Origin of the sequence: Yersinia mollaretii ATCC 43969, assembly GCF_013282725.1 — a bacterium.
GTDB classification, from domain to species: domain Bacteria; phylum Pseudomonadota; class Gammaproteobacteria; order Enterobacterales; family Enterobacteriaceae; genus Yersinia; species Yersinia mollaretii.
On sequence record NZ_CP054043.1, the window covers coordinates 3,953,479 to 3,974,584 of the forward strand.

Genomic DNA, 21,106 nt, shown 5'->3' on the forward strand with positions numbered 1-21,106 from the left:
AAAAAAATAACTACTTAGTGTATGGACTGAAGTTTCTTCAAGTCTGGAAAAATTGAATCATCAACCACAATGGAACCATCTGGATATTTTATCGAAAAATCCCCTCCTTGTTTCTTTGGTGCATCTCTAAATACTAATTTATTAGAATGTACATTGGCTTGATATATTATTTTATTAGTATTATACATGCGGTAAGTAAATTTACTATCCAAGCCATAAATTGACAATTCTCTAGAAAACTCATTAATATATCGATTGGTAATCATTGGGTAGTAATCCCTGATTATTTCTTTATCGCCAGAAACATCTTCATAAATCCAATTTGTTCTTTGAGCCTCATTTTCATCGAATACAAATATAATTTCATTTGCATAGTTTTCTTTTATGTCCATAGCAAAATATGATGGTGATTTATACTTAATTCCTATGGTGACATTACTTAATTGCCACTGACAGTTTCCACCACCATCGAAAGGGACCTGTGATTCAAAAAGGTCACTATTCTCTACCTGTTTAAGATTAATTTCAGTAAAATGAAATCCAGGAACGTCATAACTTTCGCCATTAGCGTTACTTCGTTTCTTAAGGCATTTATTCGAACGGTACATCACGCCTAGCGGGAGTACATCTATTTCATGAGGGATTTTCACCGCAACAGCAACACTCTTCCCATTCAGCGAAGGAGATAGACTTTCATCCTTTTCACAGCCAGACAACAAGACTGGCACCATCAGAAGACTGTACTTAATCAGCTTTTTCAATTTCTTCCTCCGCAACGTTCTTAAACCGAGTGAGTGCATTTTTCCACGTATCATCTGACTCTGATATTAACAATGTAGCAGGTAGCATACCTTGTAACGAAAGGAAAAGACGGTTCCTGCTTACTTCATTTTTAGAAGTACTATTCTCTGAGCTTATCGCTTGATTAAGCTTTTCTGCGAAAAACTGTCTTTTTCTCTTTCTTTCCAAAGGACGATTAGTATCTATCAATTCGATAAGTTGATTATTAACAAAGGGCATATACTGGCTTGACATTAAGTGATTCATTGGATTTGTTAATGAATCGAGGTTAGGGTTGCTATTCTTCGGAAAATGATGATTAAGACTGTTGGAGTCTAAACAATGTATAAATGTCTTTTGTTCTTCTTCCGACAAACAAGCAACACTTTCACTCAATGACGGTACAAGATAAAGCTTTGCTATACTTTTACTTTTATATGCGACAGTGATATTAGGGGAACGACTACTACCGCCACCAATCCAAAGAATAGGTTGTTTTTGCGACTGAGTTACCGACTGCTCCGCCTTAAAAAAGACAACAACATTACCGTGATGCCAATAAGGGTCACCAAATTTCACTCCCCCTGACTGTAGTTGAATCTCAATAAGAGATAATCGAAATCCTAATAGAGTACCGAGCGGGCCCCATAGATCATACAATGTATTATCAAGCTCAGCTTCTGGTGGAACACTGGTAACCGAGTCAGAATCATTCACATGTCGGTAATGAGTAAAATCCTGCAAAGATGAAACAGCCATTGCAGTGAAAGTTCGGGGCATTCCATAAGTGTAAATAACAGGATTATAGTTTTTTAGTGTTGCCGCATGTATAAGTGTTAATGCCCCACCAAGGCTATGACCACAGATAAAAAGTTCCTTTTTAGACGAAAAATCTTCTATTTCTCTAAAACTATTTGGAAATTTTTGTTGTGCTCGTTCAAAACCATTCAGAAAACCTTTATGAGCACGTCCTGTGGTAACCACTGCGGGACAAGGTATTGGACGAAACGTAGCATCTGTACTGATATCGCCAAATTTTGTGGGTTCAGTCCCTCGCCAGGCAATCAAAATCTGCTTCTGGTTACTAATATAAAATAATTGAGTGTCACCATCCGATGAATCCCCAACGCTAGTATCCAGAAATGTAGGATTAACATAACGTTCACTGAACGGAACATCAATTATGACAGGGCGATATAACAACTGTGGAACCTGAGACAAATCTAAACATTGATGATTAAAAAATTTATTAATCTTATCACCACCTGAATAGGCAAAGTCAGCCATCAAACCTAAATTCATAGCATTGACAATCGAATATTCATTTGTGTGATGTAACAGCAAGATCCAAGCCCTAAAAGGACAAATCTTAATAAGTATACGTGCATTAAAATACATATTGGAAATAAATAACCCAGAGAAATCAGGGTCAGGAAAATGGAATTTAGGTAGTTTGGTATCTGTCCACTCCGGAATGCTGGGTGCTTTATCACAAAGCTGGCCTATTACAGTATAATAACAAATACACTTTCTTTATCCACACTTATTGGAGCCATTTTCATTTGATACGCACCTACTCGCTCAAGACTCAATGGCCGTTTTTCCATTTCATCTGCGAGAGGTTGGGCCTCAATAAACAGTGTCAGGTCAAGATGGTGTAACCCCTCAATACGTATAATGCCACTAGCATCACTATTGCCAGTATACTCGCTCACATGACCACTTCTGGTCGCATCATTAATAGCCCGATACGGCATATTAGCGACAGGATTACTCATCTCATCCAGTAATTGGAACTCAACCCAACGTGTTTGATTTTTTGCGCTGAGTGATACGGTCTTACTTTCTTCTTTTATTGAAGTATTATGTTCTTTATTACTCACCTGCTCACCTCTTTTATTAGTCCTGAATTATCTCTTATTAACAAAGAAATTCCCTTACGGGTTCCTTTTCTTCTTCCATAAATAAGTGCTATAAAAAACACCAACTAATAAAAAAGCTCATTAAACAGTCTTACTATTGTAGTGGGTAATACAATGCTCTTTATCTCCTGAGGAATATATCAATTAGTTTTTATATTTTTTAAAGTCTGGGTAAATTAAACCATCAGAAATTATTGAGTCATCAGACTTATTTGAATTTTTCCTTTTGCTCCATCTTGTTATCATAGGAAAATATTTTAGAGCTAACTTTAAGTTATTGCCGCTAACACTTTAAAACTGCCCATTACGAGAGTTTCATCATCTAATGATGACCGTTGGCCCACTACTGTACCTGATACTCGTTCTTTCCCCAGACGCTTCATATCAATGTATTCTTTCCCTAAATTAAACTCACTCAGTTTTCATTGACATGCCCGTCTGTCATAGCTATTTTCGCCTGATAGATGTCATCACTGTTTTTTTTGCATTAGTCCGATAATAAATAACATATGAGTAGTAAATCACATTGAACTCAATTTCTCAAAATCAGGAGTGACTTCACCATTAGATGTGACGCTTCCATCGGGATATTCTATACGCCAGTGATTACCTTTCTTTTTTATCTTTGGACCAACCATTTTTACAACTTTAGATTCATCCAAGATAGGAAGTAATTTTATATATACAGTCTCTTTATTTATGGCATTAATTCTATATGACTCAAACTTTCTTTTGCCTAGTAACGATAGATCTGTAGCCTCTTTTGTAAGATGCCATTCTGTAATTACTGGATAGTAAGTCGGCGTTAATGATAAAGGATTTTTAGTAAGTATATAGTCACCATTTCTCGCCCCTTCATCATCCAAAGCAATCTTAATACCAACGGCTGTTCCTACCTGACCACCACTATTTTTAATGAGATGTTCTGTTCTGGAGTATTGGATACCCAATGTTACTTTACTTAATCGCCATTTACATTGCCCACCACCATCCATTGGAATTTGGCTTCGATAGTTACCAGAGGTTTTATCAATCTCCATATTGAGATTACGAGCCTGCGTACCTTTTAGTTGATACACCTTCATATCTACGTTGTATCGTTCCTTCTTGCATTCATCAGAAGTGTAAAATGCAACTAATGGAATAGCTTGGGTATTTTTAGGCGCTTTAATTTCTACATCTACCCATTGATTATCACTCGGCGGTGAGATTGCACTATTTTTTGCTACGCAGCCCGAAGTGCATAGTAAAGATAAAAATAAGACATATGTGCTATTCAATTTCATAGGCCATCCTTTTTCAAACAATAACGTTGCATGGCAATATCGCTTTCGGGTAAAGATTTGGTGACATTCAAAGTCGTAACAAGTAATTTATCGACGGCCAAGAAAGACTTATTTCTGTTATACTCAGATTGAGGTATATCATTTTTATACTTCTCCATTTGAAAAACAAAAACATCCTGCTCTTTTTTATAAAAACCATCATTAGTTGTATCATATAACTCCATAATTCTATCACCAATATATTCAGCATATTTTCCGGATGGATGATCACCTCCGCTTAGTGCATTTTTAAGTTCCGGATTACCATGTTTTGGGAATAACTTATCTTTACTTTCTCTATCTATTTTTTGAATAAATTCTTGCTGATTAGCTTTCGCATTTTCATCACTCTGTGAGCTTAAACAAGGAACCAAAAATAGTTTTGCTGTTTCTGAAAGACGCTTTCTAATCTTAATTTTAGCTCGTGGATTTCGCTCTTCCAACCACTCCAAAACTGACTCTGTTTTGAAAAAGTGCACAACTTCACCATGATGACAAAAAACCTCGTTCCCAAAGGGGATTAAAGTCTTGATCACTGACCAACTATAACCAAAAACGTACCCTAGTGGTCCCCATAGTTTATAGAAATGATTATCTAATTCTCGCTCTGGAGGTACAGAGGGTACTGCATCATTCTCATTAACATGTCTATAATGAGGTATCCCATCCAATTCATTCATAGCACTCAAAGTAAAAGTACGAGGCATTCCATAAGTATATAATATAGGATTGTAATCAATGAGTTTAGCTGCATGTATTAAAGCCAGCGCCCCACCTAAACTATGCCCGCAGATATATAACTCTTTATCCTCGATTATTTTACTCAACAGATAGAAATCACTTTCAACATCATTATTATCAATAACTTCAAATGCATCTAAAAAACCCTGATGTACTAATCCATTACTTACAATCCCGCTACAAGGTATTTTAATATCACAAGTTAGATTAATAGGTTTATAAGTAACATCTGTTACAACATCTAATAAACTGGCAGTACCACGCCAAGCTACAATGACCTCCACGCTACTAGCTGCGAAAAATAGTTGTGTATCCTTTTTTGCCTCAGCACCCTGACTCGAATCTATAAATTCAACATCAGTATAACGTTGGTGAAAAGGCACATCTTTAACAATCGGCTGAAATTTCTTATCATTTATTTGATATGGTACGCGGGATAGCTCTAACATTTGCTGATAAAAAAAATGTGATATAGACCCCGTTGCTTGCCCATCACCATTAGTATCGTAATCTGCATAAGATAATATTGACATCAATACCAAATTGTAGGCATTCACCACCGAGTAGTCGGGTATATGGTGCAAAACTAAAGACCATGCACGGAAAGGACAAATTTCCAAAACATGGCGGCAATTCAATTTTTTTACCGTCAAACCGGTAAACCGAGTATCCGGGAAATGATATGCTGGAGGTTTCTTTTTATCTTCCCAATTAGGGGTAATAGTTGGTAGTTTATCGCACAATTTCCCAATAGTAATGTATTGGTATTCGTATTCTTCTTGTTCTGCTAGTTTTCTAACTGTTGAGTATTTATCTTCCCTACCGACACGCAGCGATCGAGTCTCCATTTCATCTGCGAGAGGTTGAGCCTCAATAAACAGTGTCAGGTCAAGATGGTGTAACCCCTTAATACGTATAATGCCACTAGCATCACTATTGCCAGTATACTCGCTCACATGACCACTTCTGGTCGCATCATTAATAGCCCGATACGACATATTAGCGACAGGATTACTCATCTCATCCAGTAATTGGAACTCAACCCAACCTGTTTGATTTTTTGCGCTGAGTGATACGGTCTTACTTTCTTCTTTTATTGAAGTATTATGTTCTTTATTACTCACCTGTTCACCTCTTTTATTAGTCCTGAAGTATCTCTTATTAACAAAGAAATTCCCTTACGGGTTCCTTTTCTTCTTCCATAAATAAGTGCTATAAAAAACACCAACTAATAAAAAACAACCCGTCAGTAATACTTTGATTAAAAACCCCATATAAAATGCGGCTTTGGTCTCCCCCTCATAATGTCCTTGTAGGATAAAACCTTCATAGATATGATAAAGATATGATGAAAAACCAGTGATAATGAAAATAAAAAACAAGGTTAAAGAAAGTAAAATATAGAGGGATAGAAGCAAAATTTTTCTTTTCATAGAATTTCCCAGAACAAGACTTTTGTTGATTTCCTTAGGTCGGACATCGACAGGTAACTTTCAGATGCCTGAGGAAAGGTTCGTCTTGCCCAAGTAGATAACCATCCCAGACTGGCTAATTTATTGTTTTTCCATAAATCTATATGATCACCGGTAGGAGATTTCTCACCAGAGCGTAGCCAATAGTCTTGGAAAAAGATGAGTCCTGTTTTATCAGACACAGCATCTTCATAAGTTTTTCCCGTCAATTCCAGTGGCTTTTTGCCTCCTGCAAAAGGAAGTGTTTTCTGGCTTTTAAGATAATCACTCAGTTCCTGGGCACGGATAGCATGAATTCCTTTTCCTGTACTGTCCGGTGTAGGGCAATTCCAACATCGTGTTCCTTTAAAACTTTTCATCAATATGCCGCACTGATACAAAGCTTCACTGACATTTATTGCACAGTGATCTGAAAACACATCGTCTTTCGACTTGGGATCAATATGTTTGATCGTACTTGAAGGGTAAGCGGACCATAACTCATCAAAGTAGACAGATTTAATTTTGATATCCTGAACAGAACCCATTTTATCATTGGGTTTCACTACTGTTTTCTGATTCATTTATGTATCCTTCTCTATCTGAGCAAGGGCTTCATCGCCCCAAAGTACGGTTATCTCCGATTTGCCCTGAGTCACCATCCGTTCAGTCAGTCCTTGAGCATCGGTAAACCCCGAGTAAACCTGCCCATCTTGCGATTTTGCATAGTACGCATATTCCACCATTGGCTCTCCCGTTGACTCATCAACCGCTCTCAATTGCTCATCCAGTGATTCATCTGGAGAACCAATGGTCAATGGCATTGGCGTGGTGGTAAATATTTTGGCTGTTTTCCCTTCAATATCTGTCGTTCCTAAGTAAACATCCCCTGCGCTAGTCGTTATCTGATAGCGGGTAAAGGGTAAAGCTTCCCCAGTTTTTTCATCAGTAAGGGCATAACTGCCCCCAAAACCACGAGGGAATACTTTAGGTGCTACATTCAGACTTGCCGAGCCCATTTTCTGTACATTGGCCGACTTCAACAAGATATTACCCGGACAACCCAGTTCAATATTCCCACCGCTGAGTTTGATATAGGCTCCACCGCAAGTCAGCACTAACTCACTGTTCGCCGATATCTCCACTTTCCCTTCTGTACTACGGATTTCGATATCTTTCTGCGCCGTCGCTAAAATTGAATCACTCTGCGCCTGTACTTCTATCTTGCCTTTGCCCGCAAACAGTTTCATGCCCTGTCCTTGCGCAAATAGACTTACCGCATCACTCGCCGCCACAGTAAACGACTTACCCGCGCTGATATCAGTGTTGTGCCCTGACACCACACCGATACTTTCACCGCCCGATGCTATCCGTACCGCTTTTGGGCTCACCATCCCTATACCTTCCGGGGCATGCAGTAACATCCCTGCTGAGCTCAGTTCGTTCAGCGATTTATTCAATTGCTGTTGACTGGCAATATCTCCTTCATGCGCTTGCGCAGTTTGTACTGCTTGTGACAGGCTTCTCGCCAGCGACAACGCCGTCTCCAGTTGGCTTATCGCCTCACTCATATCCAGCATCTCCCCCCCGGCAGACGGTTGTTTATCCGCACTGATAAACACCCCTCTCCCACCGCGGATGCTAACCCAATCATCAGTTCGTAGCTCTGCCCCCTCACCGCGGAGAACTCGTTGGGCATCCACGTTATGCCCAAGATTCAACTGCGTCTTGCCGCCATACTCGGTGCTGAGCTTGATGTGCTCTTCGCCGCGTTTGTCTTCCATGCGCAGCTTATTGAACGCAGGGGTGCGGATCACGTTGCGGGTGTTATTTTTTTCGGTGACATGGTCGGTATGACGCGAATCGTGCAAAGCATGGGCAATATACGGGCGGTCTGGGTCGCCGTCGTGAAACGCGATGGCCACTTCGGTACCCTGTATCAGCGGAAAGTGAATGCCGTACACATCGCCACCGTAAGGTTTGGCGAGTCGCACCGGCATACTCTCCTGACCTTGGGCTTTATCGTCCTGATCTGCATCAAATTTCACCCGATACAAACCGGAGGTGTCCTGCCAGGCATAGATATCGTTCGACTTGGCGCTGGTCACCCGTGCCATCATCGTGCCACTGACTTTCGGACGCGGGAGCAGTGCCGGACGCCAGCACAGGGTTTCACTGTAGGGGACGGCTGCGATAGTGACTTTCAGTGCATCTTTACGGCTGGCGCTGAACCCAGTGCGTACCACGACCATCGGTTGTGTCAACAGCTCCGGCAGCGTGGACGGAATCGATGTATCGGTTACCGTCAGCACCTGAGCAGGATGTAATGTGGGATCGGTGCTGAGACCGGTGATCAGCGTTTGTGCTGATAAAAAACGTTCATGGTCAAGGCGGGCGAGGAAGTTAGCGGTTTCAGCCGTGGGGTCGGTTTTATCGCCAGTATCCAGATGGCGCGGTTTGTAGTGATACACTTCACCATAAGTGACCCCTTCACCGTCACCGCGCGTCATATCTGCTCGGGTGGACTGCAACACTTTCTGCGCTTCACGGTAGTTGTAATCTTTGGCTGTAACGCTGGCCTCGACGACATTGTGATGCACACTCAGCCCCCAGACTGATTCTGCTCCTCTGTCACTCATCCCCGACGGGCTATTCAGTGGCAGCGTTTTACCAAACTCATAGGCACTCTGCTTATCCGCAAAATGCACCACTTCAGTCTGGGTGTCCGGCTGCAAAGTGAAGAAGTAAAATATCCCCATCTCCGAGAGCAACCGCTCAATAAATTTCAGGTCAGTTTCCTGATATTGGTTTATCTGTTCACGTTTTGGGTAGGTCTGTTTCAGGGTGAACTCATATTCCCAGTCCTTCAGGCCATGTTCTTTAAGTATCAGCTCGACAACTTCAGGTACCGATTTATTAACAAAGAAACGGTGTGTTCGGTACTGGTTATCCAACAATGCGATGAAAGGTTCTAGCGTGACCTGATAATTAACCTGGTCGGCTGAACCCGATATCCGGCGAAAATCGGTGATAACACCGTGTACCACCTTCTGTTCCATCAAACTCTGCAACACGCCAGTCCCCATCGTCAGCGTTGCTGGTTTGCGCAGTAATTGGTCCGCATCAATATTTTTGTCGGTGCTGGTGAACAGTATATTGTAGTGATATGTATTGCTGAGTCCCTCATTGCCGCTGAAATCTTCGACGTCCAATGGTGACAGGCAGGAAGGAATATCAAGGCGGTAGCGATTCAGAGTAGTTCCGGTGAGTTTTGATAATGTGTTCTGTAGCGTATTAGTAAGATTCATGGGTTTTACTCCGTGGTAATAACCTGCTTATTTCAAGTGAAAAACAGGCAAAACCTATCTTTATCGTTAAATTTTGCTGGCGATAGATGGCTCATCATATTCGCGTTTAGTTAGCGGTACGTCATAAGCCCTTCTATTGAGCATTTCAAATCCCAATACAAAATGTCTTGGATGGTTACCCTTATCTTTGGACTCAATAACGAGTTGAACAATAAAAGGTCCGGTGGAGGTATCAGGAAGATGATAAAACGAAGGTGGGATACAAAGTTTCCCATCTATAATTGTTAGATTAGGTTCATCTGTGAATGTCCCTTCTTTAGGGGGGGTACTCCTGAGATTAATAGATATAAAAACAGGCTGATAATCTTGTGCATTAGGAATAAAGAAGCATACCGAATCACCATTCATGTAGGTGCTGGCCGTCTCTGAGGGATAATACTTCATTTGTCCCCATGGACATCCTGTTAACATCAATAAGCAAAATAAAGACGACATCGTGTAAAATAAAAAACTCAGTTTTTTTCTTATCACCAAGGAAACCCTCGCATGGTCTCTTTATAAAATTTCCATATCACGCACTTGTTAATATCATTATCAAGTGTGATATTAACGAGATTCCGAAGGCGCATCCGCGTTCTTTGAATGAATTATTGGTCTGTCATAAATACATATTTCCATACCTGCGCTCACCTTATTCTTTATTCATTTCGCTGTATGGTCTGGTAATTTCCATATCGTTTGGCGGTATATTGTAAATATGCCCATCCATAACTTCCAAGGTAACAACCACTTTCCTTGGCTCATCTTTGTATTTTTTTGATATTAAAATATATTCAACAATGAATTGCCCTTTATCCGGAAAGTGATAAAAAGAGGGTGGGATACATAATTTCCCATTAGCCACGGTTAAATTAGGTTCAAAAATAAATGTCTTATTCTTTGAAGCTGTCCCGCGTGGGTTTATCCCCATATCTGCTGGTTGATAATCCTGTGCATCTGCGACTAGAAAGCAAACATCATCACCCACAATACGCACTTGAGCAGTTTCGTCAAAACGTACCCGATCGCCTATTCCAGGACATCCAGTCAGTGTTAATAAACATATAAGACACAGCAAACCTGAACACAAAAAACGAAATTTTAATGTTTTCACCAGGGAAATCCTCGCAATGCATTTTTGTATTGTTGCTGTATTACTGGTTCAGAAATATCGCCATCGAGAGTGATACTTGGATATTTGTTACTCCATAGACGCTGCCAGATAAAATAGCCATGTGTCTGCAAAATGAAATTATCTGCAATAATTTGCGCCTGCTGCTCCATGGGATATTCGCTTAATAAACGGCCATCAAGTTTATACCGGTAGCTAACCAGCCAGCTCACTAGTCCTCTGGCAACAATATTCATTCCCTTTGCATATTGCCATACATGACTCATCTCATGGATGAAGAGATGTTTCATATCGTCAGTTGTTTGAGAAAAATCAGATCTGTACAATGGCATCCGGAAATAAATTTCTCCATTGGGGGCCATGGCGGTATCTTTATTCTGTAAGCCAAATGGTAGATAACTATCTAAGTGGATCCAGACAGTCTGGTACTGGATACTTGATCCGAAAACTGACTTCGCCAGCTCCGTCTCTCCCGAGGTCAGCAACCGGATACCCCCTTCTTTTAATGTGTCCTTATTTTCCTCAGTCATTACCAAACTCCAGCGTGATCCCTTCGGCTTCATCCCAGCCCAACGCCAACGACGTGGTGCGCTGTTGCTCGGACAGACGGCTTAACAGTTGCTGGCTCAGTACCGGTAAAATCTGCTGGTTCAGTAGGCTGTCGATGTTGCGCGCCCCGGTGTCCGGCAACAGGCAGGCGGCGACCAGCGTGTCGTACAGGCTTTCTTCAATCGTGCAGTGCAGACCGTAATGTTTGTTCAGGCGCTTGGCGACTTGTGCCAGTTTCATTTCGACGATAGTGCGCAATGCGATGGCATCCAGTGGGCGGTAGATCAAGGTCTGGAAGCGGGCCAGCAATGCGGGCTGGAAGTGATCGCGCAGGATCGGGCGCAGCAGTTCGTGCAGATCGCTATGGGTCGCCTCCGGTTGTTCATCAAGCAATTGCATCAGATGATCACTGCCCAGATTGGCCGTCATCAGGATCACTGTGTTACGAAAATCAATTTCGCGCCCTTCACCGTCGCGCATAAAGCCCCGGTCAAATACCTGATAGAACAGGGTAATGACATCGGAGTGCGCTTTCTCAACTTCATCAAGCAGCACCACGCTGTACGGGCGTTTGCGCACCGCTTCAGTCAGAATGCCACCCTGACCGTAACCAACATAGCCTGGCGGCGAGCCTTTCAGTTGGGAAACGGTGTGCGCCTCCTGATATTCGGACATGTTGATGGTGATCAGCGATTTTTCACCGCCGAACAGGGTGTCGGCCAACGCCAGTGCGGTCTCGGTTTTACCCACCCCACTCGGCCCGACCAGCAGGAATACGCCCAGAGGACCATTTTCGGAGGTCAGGCCGGTTTTGGCAGCGCGCAGGCGTTGTGCCATATCAACCAGCGCCGCATCCTGACCCACTACGCGGGTGCTGAGATGGTTTTCCAGTTGCAATAAATCCGTCTGTTCGTCTTTCAGCAGACTGCTCAGCGGGACGCCGGTCCAGTCAGCGATAACCGTCGCCACAGTGCGAACATCAACATCCAGCGACAGCAGCGGCGCATTACCTTGAATCTGGCTGAGTTCTGCCTGCAACTCAGCCAGATGTGCCACGTTGGCGATATCCTGACGCGCTTCAACAATCAGTGTGGTGAGGCGTTTCTCTGCTTCATATTGCTGTTCCAGTTTTTGCTGCCCAACGGCCAGCTCTGCGCGGCGTTTATCAATCTCAAGTAAGCGCGTTGAACCGATATTCGGCAACAGGAGTAAATCCTGCTCAATAGCCTGCTGCTCCATCGCCAGCGCGGCCAGTTCGGCGTTAATTTCCATCAGCGCGGCAGGCAGGGTGTCGATACTCATGCGGACACGGGCACCGGCGGTATCGAGCAGATCCACGGCTTTGTCCGGCAGTTGGCGACCGGTCAAAAAGCGCCGGGAGAGAGTGACAGCAGCGGTAATAGCAGAATCCAGAATGTGCACGCCGTGATGCTGAGCGTAACGGCCCTTTAAGCCCCGCAGCATCAAACTGGCTTTGGCATCATCCGGCTCGTCAACTTTCACCATCTGGAAGCGGCGTTCCAGTGCCGCATCGCGTTCAAAATACTGTTTGTATTCCGACCACGTGGTGGCGGCGATGGTGCGTAATTCGCCACGGGCCAGTGCGGGTTTCAACAAGTTGGCGGCATCCGCGCCACCGGCCTGATTACCGGCACCAATAATGGTGTGGGCTTCGTCGATAAACAGCAGTACTGGTGTCGGCGATTGTTGCACCGCCTCGATAACATTTTTTAGCCGCTGCTCGAACTCGCCTTTGACCCCAGCCCCGGCTTGCAACAGACCCAAGTCCAGTGTGCGCAGGCTAACGGTCTTCAGGCTATCCGGTACGTTGCCCTCAGCAATACGTAGCGCCAGCCCTTCAACCAGTGCGGTTTTACCGACACCCGGTTCACCGACCAAAATCGGGTTATTTTTACGGCGGCGCGACAGGATATCCACCATCTGGCGGATCTCGGTATCGCGACCAAAAATCGGGTCAATCTGCCCGGCTTTCGCTTTCGCGGTGACGTCCAGAGTGAATTTATCCAACGCCGCTTGCAGGGCGTCATTCAGTTGGGGCTGACCGCTGGCTGAGGGGGTGGTCGGAGCCTCATCGGTCAGATTGACCGGGCTGTCTGCCAATGCTGCTGCCTGCTGAACTTCGGGACGCTCATCGGATTGGCTGTCCAGCAAAGGTAACAGGCGCTGTAGCTGGGTCGTACTCAGGCTCAGCAGCGGCCAGGCAGCTTCTGCGGCCAATAGTGATGGCGTATTTATCAGGGCCGCCAGTAGATGGACGGATCGCACCGCATTAGCATCTTCCTGTAACGACGCATCCAACCAGGCACTTTTGATCAGTTGCTGTAACGCGGCTGACAACTGAGGTTTACCCTGCACGGTGCGGGGTAAGGTCTCCAAATGGGCCAGCAATCCCTGCCACAGGTTGTCCATGTCCCACTCATAACGCCGGGCAATGACGGTGATATCACCCTCGCCCTGCTCCAGCAGTTTCAACAACCAGTGTTCGACGGTGATCTCGGCATGGGCGCGGGTCTGACATAAGGTAGCGGCACCGGCCAGTGCCTGCGCGCAATAGGGATTTAACCGACGTAATAAGTGTGCTGAATGCGTTGTCATTAAGATCTTCCTTGTTTGCCATTTACCCTATTTGGACACGCTACCGCCCATAGCCATATCCTAAATAAGGAAACCGAGGCCCATAAGGTCATTAAAAGGTTGTTAATTTTTGCTCAATCACCGTACAAACAGTGGCTCAGCAAAAACAAAAAAGCAGACGGCAAACCGTCTGCTTCGGGTCATTACGCCGTGGCGCGTTCGTTCCAAGAATCGGAATGAATGATGTTGCCGTCTTTGAAGGTCCAGGTGACTTTTTCGTAGCGCAGTTCCACCAGTTCCAGATGGTTGTGCTTCTCTTTAGCCGGATCTTTGACGTCGTGCATTTTCGGCGCGACTTTGACCACTTTGACGTTTTCCAGTTTGGTGTTGAAATACTCAACTTCCTGGCCAGCGTCATCAATGCGGTACCATTTGAATTCAGCGGTTTTCAGTGTCTGGCCGGTGGTTACCGCTTTGTACAGATAAGGGGTAGACGCATCGATCTCTTTGGTGAAAACAAATGGGGTATGGATACGCGTACCGGTCAGCTTGCCGGTATTGTTATCCGTTGGGATGTACAGGTTATGGTCCTGTGCCACGATCTCAATGCTGCCTTCACGGCTTTGCACATCAACAGAACCCTTGATGTCCGCACCGCCGTCGTCTTTCAGCCACAGATATACTGGAATTGCCATGGTTTACTTCTCCATTTCTTGAGTTGATACGTCACTTTCATCCTGTGACGCTGTTTTTACGTCTGGTACCTGACAGGCGTCGGCCTGAGGGACCAAACTGATTTCGACACGGCGGTTGAGCGCACGGCCCGCTTCCGTATCGTTAGATTTCAGAGGGCGACTCTGGCCATAACCCTGTACGGCAAAGCAGCTTTCTGGAATATCCCCGGTATCGCGCATCCAGTTACGTACCGATTCCGCCCGCTTAAGTGACAGAATCTGATTGGACTGACTATCACCGGTGATATCAGTGTGCCCCGCCACCACGATCAGCCAGCCGGGTTTCGCCTTAATCCCGACCAGCGCGTTGATAAGCACTTTGGTGGAGCCGGATTTAAGTTCTGATTTACCCACGTCAAACAGAGATAAGCTGTCCAGACGCAGGGTTTTGGGTCCTTGAACAATTTGATTAATCACCGGTGGTGGCGGTGGAGGAGGCGTCCAGCTATTGATAGCAATATCAAGCGGAGCTCTAAGTCGCAGCCCCTGATACAACCCCAGTGACAGGCGCATCGGTGCACCACGGCGTAACCAGTCATCCAGTAAGTGAGCATCCGCACGCAGTTGTTGTTGAGCATGCGCTTTCAGTGTTGGGGGGGTGCCGGTGAGCCGGTTATACAGCGACAGATGATCGCCAACGCTCTGGACCAGACGTTGGTTATTGATAAAGGAAGCCAACAGAGCACACAGTAAAAATACACCGCACAACACACCCGCCATCTGACAGGTCTGCATCAAGCGGGAGACGCCACGACGACGCGGCAGATAAGGCAGCAGCACTTCTGGCAACGGCAGGTAATCTTGATCTGGAGTCGCCACTGGGGTCAGCGTGGTTATCCCGCTAATGTGTGCCTGCCACAAATTGCCCTGATTCGCCGTCACCGAGGTAAAGCAGTAACCCCATGCACACGGGGTCAGCGAAGGGACATCCCCTTGCCGCTGTGTCAGGATGCTCACAACATGTTCATCAAGCCAGGACAGAAGACTCTCCATCCAGAATACAGCGCTCAACCTTTCCTGAACGTTGCGATCTTGATACTGACTCCATTCAACCAGCGGCATGATCCCTGCCCCCGGTTCCTGAACCTGAATACCCTTTTGCCCCGGAGTGACCGTGTACCAGCGCTCTACCTGCTCTGATGAAACCGCTGGCGGTGAAAGCCAAGTGCTTATCCAGACGGGAGGGATCCCCGCAAGCCACCCTTTGCACTGCACGATGGCTCGTTGCCAAGCCCGCACAGATTGTGAAAAATCATCCCGGTCCTGATGCTGCTCCGGCACGATGGCCAGTAACACCGAGATCTGAGCAATCAGTGCCGGACGTTCAGCCGCCAGATGTTGCGCGAGTATCGGCAATTGTTCTGGCATTCTCACCGCCAAATACCAACCTTGACGGGTTTCACGAAAGGACGCTGATGGGGAAAACAGGGCATTGCTGTCACCACAAACCAGTACGACTGCGCCCTGAAAATCTTCAGGTGGAAGTGTTGAGTCTGCAATGGACTGGTGAGCCACTTTATTGCGGTTGTGTTTACGCCACTGCAAATAACCGACACCCCCACTGAGGATGACAGCCAGCATACTCAATGCTACACGGCTACCTGTGCCCAACGGCCAGAAACCCAGGATAAGCCACAGTGCCAGACAGGTACCCAGCAGTAACAGGAGTAACTGTGTTAATCCGCGCATCCGCTAGTGCATCCCTGTCAGTTGAGACACCATGTGCGTCAGTCGAGTGGACAACGTGAACCACAGAGCAACCAGTATGACGACGCCCGCGCCCCACGAGAACCAATAGGTCTTGCGCCCAGAGCGTAAACGCAATGAGCGCGAGACCACGGGTGTTTCCTGTGAAGAGGCAAACGGCGGCACCAGCAAACTCAGCTTGCGCACCACATCTTCCCGGCGCTCGTCGCCCTGCTCCCGGTAGCGACCGGCAAAACCTAAGGTCAATGCGCGGTAAAAACAGGTCAGCACCGCCGTATCCGGTGCAGACTCCTGCAACACCGTGCGGATCCGTTCCCACAACTCTTCACCCGCATTCAGGGTATTGAAGTAGCGGGCCTGAAGCGGGTCTTTCAACCATTTGGTATAACCGCTGTCCTGTTTTTGGCGGTTCAGGACGCTTTCATCCAGTAACGCACACTGGGTGTACAGCATATGATCACAGCTGATTGCGCTGAAACCCGCACGCGTCAGTGCTTCGCGAGCGCCATCGATCCACTCGCAGGCACGGCGATACAAGGCTTCCCCGTCTTCAATTTCCTGACCATTACGTAACTGGCTGACCATCAGCCAGCAGGGATAAAAGACCTCATCAACCACAGACGTATTTATTTTGCTCATGAGCGCAGCACCGCAAACAGTTCGAGTTTGACATCACCCAGCGATCCTGGGGTGTAGAAAGCACAGTTACCCGCATCCAGCATGGCCTGCGCGGCGGGTCCCTTGAGGTCAAGGGCAAAGTACTGATTTTCCAATCTCAGCGGGATAGCAGCCGGAACATGAGACAGCGGTTTCATCGCCACACCGTTAAGTGCCACGTTGACCACATCTGATACATCCTCAACACTGCCAGCCTTACACAACAGCGGGAACTGGGTTTGCAACAGATGGTTGGGGATCGAGGAGCGAACAGAGAGATAGAAATCAGCCCCTTCGCGCAGACGGGCATCATGCAACGAACCGGTCCAGAATTGTCCCTCATGAGCGAGTTCAATCGCCACCATACGGGATGGCAGGCTGGCTTCGAGCAGAGCATCAAGCAAGGTGAACAGCGGCGGGAAAACCTGCTCCGGCGCGTCATGCTGATAAAGCGGAATGTCTTCGGCTTTATGCTCAAGGGAAAATGTCAGCAGGCTACCTGCGAGACGAACCAGTTCGCGATAGAACAGTTCGGGGTGGCGAGAAGGCGTTTGATACAGTTCCATCAGCACCGGTTCGGCACTGTTTAACGCATTCAGCAACCAGAACAGTGACACATCGGCCACGGCGAAATCTGCCATCCGCTCGTTACTTTCACGCCGCATGGCCATCAGGCGACGTCGGCGTGCCTGTAGGCGGTGGATTAAATCCCCCAGTTCAGTCAGCACAACCTGACTGGCCGCCAGCGACAGCATCGGCGGGATAAAATTCTCATCCTGCACCCACTGCCCCTGAGCATTGCGCATCAGCCGCACCACCGGACAGGTCAGATAGGCACTATTTTCTTGATGAGCAAAACGCAGCGTGACCGCGTGGCGCATTATGGCCAGTTCGGTACGTTCATGACCGGCAAGCTCTTGTACGGTGACCCATTCCTGCTGCCAGCGGCGAGGGCGCGCGCTGTCCTGACCATCATCCAGATTGCCACCGTTGGCCGACAGCAACGGTAATGCCAGCACCACGTCCACGGAGTCACGGTCTGAAACCCCAGACAAATCGCAGGCGGGAGGCAGGTTATCCGCCCGTTCAGAGTCAATTAGCGTGCCATCTGGAAAGCGAACCACCAGCCGAAGCGCATTCAGACGGGAAAGCGCCAACGACCCGTTGTCGAATGACGCATCAATGACACCCCACGGCGCTGCCAGTGTCATCTGTGCCACACTATCGGCGACATAAGCATCCCAGCGGGACTGTTGCTGGAATTGTTGCGGGGCCAAAAAGGCCCCATCGTTCCATAACGGACGATAAATTTTCATCGTGTCTCCGTTTATGCCTTAGCCTTCGGCATCTGCGAAACCAGAGACAGATTGACGTCCATGCCTTCCACTTGGAAGTGTGGCACGGCATACAGCTTGACGCGGAAGAAGCCGGGATTGTCTTCGATATCTTCTACCGTGACTTTCGCATCACGCAGTGGATGGGACGCCTGTAAATCATCACCCGGATCAGTCATTTCCGTCACCAGTGTGCGGATCCAGTTATTCAGTTCCAGCTCAAGCAAACGGCGATCTTTGGTGGTGCCGATATTTTCGCGCTGAATCAACTTCAGATAATGCGCAATGCGTGACAGTAGGAAGATATAAGGCAGACGGGCGTTGATGCGGCTGTTTGCCGTGGCATCAGACGTGTCATACAGCGCCGGTTTCTGGGCGGAGTTGGCCGAGAAGAAGCAGGAGTAATCACGGTTTTTGTAGTACGACAGCGGGATAAAGCCCAGATTGGCAAACTCGAACTCGCGGGTTTCCGGGATCATCACTTCTGACGGGATTTTGACCTGATTGCCCGTGCCCAAATCATACAAGTGGATAGGCAAGTTGGTCACAGCACCACCGGCCTGCGGGCCACGGATCTGCACACACCAGCCATTTTTGATGAAGCTTTTCACCATGTTGGCAGCAAAGGCAAACGAGGCGTTGGTCCAGAGATAACGGTCATGGTCTGGCCCTTTCACCTGCTCAACGTAGTTAAAGCTACGTACCGGCACGGTGTCTGGCCCGTATGGCAAGCGCCCTAGCACGCGTGGCATGGTCAGACCGATATAGCGGGAATCATCCGAGTCGCGGAAGGCTTTCCACTTGATGTATTCAGCGCGGTCGAAGTAGTTACCGATATCTTTGATGGCCGCCACTTCTTCCATGTTCTCTTTGCCAAAGAACTCGGGACCAACGGAGCCGATAAACGGCATATGGGCCGCCGCCGCCACCTTGGAGATATTGCGCAATAAGGCGATATCTTGCGGGCTGCGGTCAAACTCGTAGTTGGAGATAGCCGCGGCAATTGGCTCGCCACCGGGGGTGTCGTATTCCTGAATGTAGGTCTGGGTGTAGAGACCGCTTTGCACGATTTCAGGGGCGTCTTCAAAATCCTGTACCAGATGATCCTTGCTGATATCCAGCAGTTCAATACGGACATTTTGACGGAAATCGGTTTGATCAATAAGGGATTTCACACCACGCCACGTGGACTCGACACGTTGAAAATCAGCGTGATGCATCACCGCATCCAACTGGCGACTGATTTGGTCATCCAGTGCCGCAATGTGACCATCCAGCAAGGTTTTATCCAGCTTCTCCACTTTTTTTGACGATTGCTTCAGCAGGTCTAAAAAGACACTGACGGCGGCAGTAACGCGCTCATCCGTAGTCGCTTCCGCCAGTGCATCACTGTTCTGGAAAGCGTCAAGGCTAGCCAATGAGGAGACGGGATTCAGGTTGATCTTTTCAAATAAAGAGGCATAAACCCCTTGAGCTACGGCAGGGTTCTTCTCTAATACGGTCGTCGCACTACCCTGCGCACTGTTTTCCTGTACAGACATCAGCATGTTCCTTCTCTTTTCTTTCTATTTATTAGTAGCCAATCCGGCGATTAACACTCTTTTGGGGCTAATGCCGCCAATTCAGCACGCAGCTCGTCACTCAATGTTTCGTCTTTGAGGATATTTTCCAGCTCGCGACGGAAGGTAGCGTTGTCCAAAAGATTGGATTTGAGGTCACGTAGCAGGTTGCGCATTGCCAGCAAGGCACGCAGTTGCGGGATTTGACGGGCGACGTTTTCCGGTTCGAAATCTTTCATGTCACGGAAGGTCAAAGCGACAGCAGTATCAGTGTTATCCTCTGCCAACGTGTCAGGGACTGAGAGTTTCAGGCTCGGTTGGAACTCAGCCAGAACGCTATTAAAATTGTTTTTATTGATATTGAGTTTTTCACGTTCCGACAGTGGGCGCTGTTCCTGACCGTTGCTGTAATCCCCCATCACCAACAATTTCAGAGGAAGCTCCATTTTCTTCTGAGCTCCGCCTGTATGCAGATCTAATTTAATATTAATGCGTGCTTTAGGTATCTCATTTTGAAAGCTTGAAGAGGACATCGACTTTCCTTGTTAGGGGAAGATAATTTAGGAAACCCATGCCTGAGAAGATGCGTAAAAACAATCTATATTGCCCAGAGCAATATTCATCGCACGCCGATAACTCGGGTGTATGAAATAGGGAATAATTGTTCGTAGATAACATTACCCATTCGCAGGATGGCATAACACGGTATCTGGAAGGTATTTTTCTCACATATAAACATATCGAACAAATACCCAGTGGCCGCAGTTTAAAAACATTAGCTAAGTAACACCAACGGCTTAAATGTTACAAAATGTAAATAAACCATCTAAAAATGAAAATCAGTATCATGTTGATGAATAAGAATTTTCTTACAATAAAATAAAAAAGCTTTTCAGCTTAGTGTGTTAAAAAACATTACAGAAATTAAACTGAGTTAATGCGAAGTGAATTGTAGGACAAGTCCTACATATATCTTTTTTAAAAAATGTGATGTAAGTCTGGGATATTTTATAGCAAGAGTAGTGAGCGATAAATTAATCTATTATTACAGTGAATCAGTTAACCTATAATAATGTAAATATGACTCATCAATTGATAATGCCATGGAATAACACTGCCGAATGCAGAATAGAAGTGAACGGAAAGTAGCCCCGAAAAAGCCCTGATATAGAATAGTAAATTCTAGAATTCGTGAAATGAGCGGAAAATTTTGCGTACATTCTGAAGAGTTGAACAGATTTCTATCAAGTCGAATTGGCAGGTAGCGACCTTC

At 46.3% G+C, this 21,106-nt stretch carries 18 protein-coding genes; all 18 read right to left on the reverse strand.

What is annotated here, in order from left to right:
• Positions 1–14: 14 nt before the first annotated feature.
• The 18 genes from HRD69_RS17645 to tssB all read right to left on the reverse strand — a co-directional run bounded on the left by HRD69_RS17645 (position 15) and on the right by tssB (position 20,366).
• A complete protein-coding gene (locus tag HRD69_RS17645; RefSeq protein ID WP_050413237.1) occupies positions 15–761 on the reverse strand; it encodes a hypothetical protein in 747 nt (248 codons plus the stop codon).
• A complete protein-coding gene (locus HRD69_RS17650) occupies positions 745–2,124 on the reverse strand; it encodes a lipase family protein (protein ID WP_161597850.1) in 1,380 nt (459 codons plus the stop codon). The genes HRD69_RS17645 and HRD69_RS17650 overlap by 17 nt, the downstream gene beginning before the upstream one ends.
• Before the next feature lie 161 nt (positions 2,125–2,285).
• Positions 2,286–2,663, reverse strand: a complete 378-nt coding sequence (locus tag HRD69_RS20665; RefSeq protein WP_244953503.1) for a hypothetical protein — start codon at positions 2,661–2,663, stop codon at positions 2,286–2,288.
• 560 nt (positions 2,664–3,223) lie between these two features.
• Positions 3,224–3,988 carry a hypothetical protein gene (locus HRD69_RS20670; protein ID WP_244953504.1) on the reverse strand — a complete coding sequence of 255 codons (765 nt, stop codon included), beginning with the start codon at positions 3,986–3,988 and terminating at the stop codon, positions 3,224–3,226.
• Positions 3,985–5,892: a lipase family protein gene (locus tag HRD69_RS17660; RefSeq protein WP_172984633.1), complete on the reverse strand. Its 1,908-nt coding sequence runs from the start codon at positions 5,890–5,892 to the stop codon at positions 3,985–3,987. The genes HRD69_RS20670 and HRD69_RS17660 overlap by 4 nt, the downstream gene beginning before the upstream one ends.
• A gap of 54 nt (positions 5,893–5,946) precedes the next feature.
• Positions 5,947–6,201: a hypothetical protein gene (locus HRD69_RS17665; RefSeq protein ID WP_032815587.1), complete on the reverse strand. Its 255-nt coding sequence runs from the start codon at positions 6,199–6,201 to the stop codon at positions 5,947–5,949.
• On the reverse strand, positions 6,198–6,803 hold the full coding sequence (locus tag HRD69_RS17670; protein ID WP_004877999.1) for a T6SS effector amidase Tae4 family protein: 606 nt from the start codon (positions 6,801–6,803) through the stop codon (positions 6,198–6,200). The genes HRD69_RS17665 and HRD69_RS17670 overlap by 4 nt, the downstream gene beginning before the upstream one ends.
• Positions 6,804–9,527: a type VI secretion system Vgr family protein gene (locus tag HRD69_RS17675; RefSeq protein WP_004877996.1), complete on the reverse strand. Its 2,724-nt coding sequence runs from the start codon at positions 9,525–9,527 to the stop codon at positions 6,804–6,806.
• 66 nt (positions 9,528–9,593) lie between these two features.
• Positions 9,594–9,971 carry a putative T6SS immunity periplasmic lipoprotein gene (locus HRD69_RS17680; RefSeq protein WP_244263011.1) on the reverse strand — a complete coding sequence of 126 codons (378 nt, stop codon included), beginning with the start codon at positions 9,969–9,971 and terminating at the stop codon, positions 9,594–9,596.
• A gap of 247 nt (positions 9,972–10,218) precedes the next feature.
• The gene (locus HRD69_RS17685; RefSeq protein WP_244263010.1) at positions 10,219–10,680 is read right to left on the reverse strand and encodes a putative T6SS immunity periplasmic lipoprotein; all 462 of its coding nucleotides are present in this window, start codon (positions 10,678–10,680) and stop codon (positions 10,219–10,221) included.
• Positions 10,677–11,228, reverse strand: a complete 552-nt coding sequence (locus HRD69_RS17690; protein ID WP_032815586.1) for a hypothetical protein — start codon at positions 11,226–11,228, stop codon at positions 10,677–10,679. Before HRD69_RS17690 ends, HRD69_RS17685 begins: the two co-directional genes overlap by 4 nt.
• Complete coding sequence (gene tssH / locus HRD69_RS17695; RefSeq protein ID WP_004877986.1) at positions 11,221–13,863, reverse strand: type VI secretion system ATPase TssH; 2,643 nt, start codon at positions 13,861–13,863, stop codon at positions 11,221–11,223. Before tssH ends, HRD69_RS17690 begins: the two co-directional genes overlap by 8 nt.
• A 182-nt stretch (positions 13,864–14,045) precedes the next feature.
• Positions 14,046–14,537, reverse strand: coding sequence for an Hcp family type VI secretion system effector (locus tag HRD69_RS17700; RefSeq protein ID WP_004877984.1), 492 nt, complete (start codon positions 14,535–14,537; stop codon positions 14,046–14,048).
• Positions 14,538–14,540: 3 nt separating this feature from the next.
• The gene (locus tag HRD69_RS17705) at positions 14,541–16,265 is read right to left on the reverse strand and encodes an OmpA family protein (RefSeq protein WP_004877982.1); all 1,725 of its coding nucleotides are present in this window, start codon (positions 16,263–16,265) and stop codon (positions 14,541–14,543) included.
• A 3-nt stretch (positions 16,266–16,268) separates the two neighbouring features.
• Positions 16,269–16,922 carry a type VI secretion system protein TssL, short form gene (gene tssL, locus HRD69_RS17710; protein WP_071984875.1) on the reverse strand — a complete coding sequence of 218 codons (654 nt, stop codon included), beginning with the start codon at positions 16,920–16,922 and terminating at the stop codon, positions 16,269–16,271.
• On the reverse strand, positions 16,919–18,256 hold the full coding sequence (tssK, locus tag HRD69_RS17715) for a type VI secretion system baseplate subunit TssK (RefSeq protein WP_050144746.1): 1,338 nt from the start codon (positions 18,254–18,256) through the stop codon (positions 16,919–16,921). The genes tssL and tssK overlap by 4 nt, the downstream gene beginning before the upstream one ends.
• Before the next feature lie 11 nt (positions 18,257–18,267).
• On the reverse strand, positions 18,268–19,821 hold the full coding sequence (tssC, locus tag HRD69_RS17720; RefSeq protein ID WP_004873804.1) for a type VI secretion system contractile sheath large subunit: 1,554 nt from the start codon (positions 19,819–19,821) through the stop codon (positions 18,268–18,270).
• A gap of 44 nt (positions 19,822–19,865) precedes the next feature.
• Entirely contained in the window at positions 19,866–20,366 is a 501-nt protein-coding gene (gene tssB, locus HRD69_RS17725) for a type VI secretion system contractile sheath small subunit (protein WP_004873803.1), read from the reverse strand.
• Between the last annotated feature and the right edge of the window lie 740 nt (positions 20,367–21,106).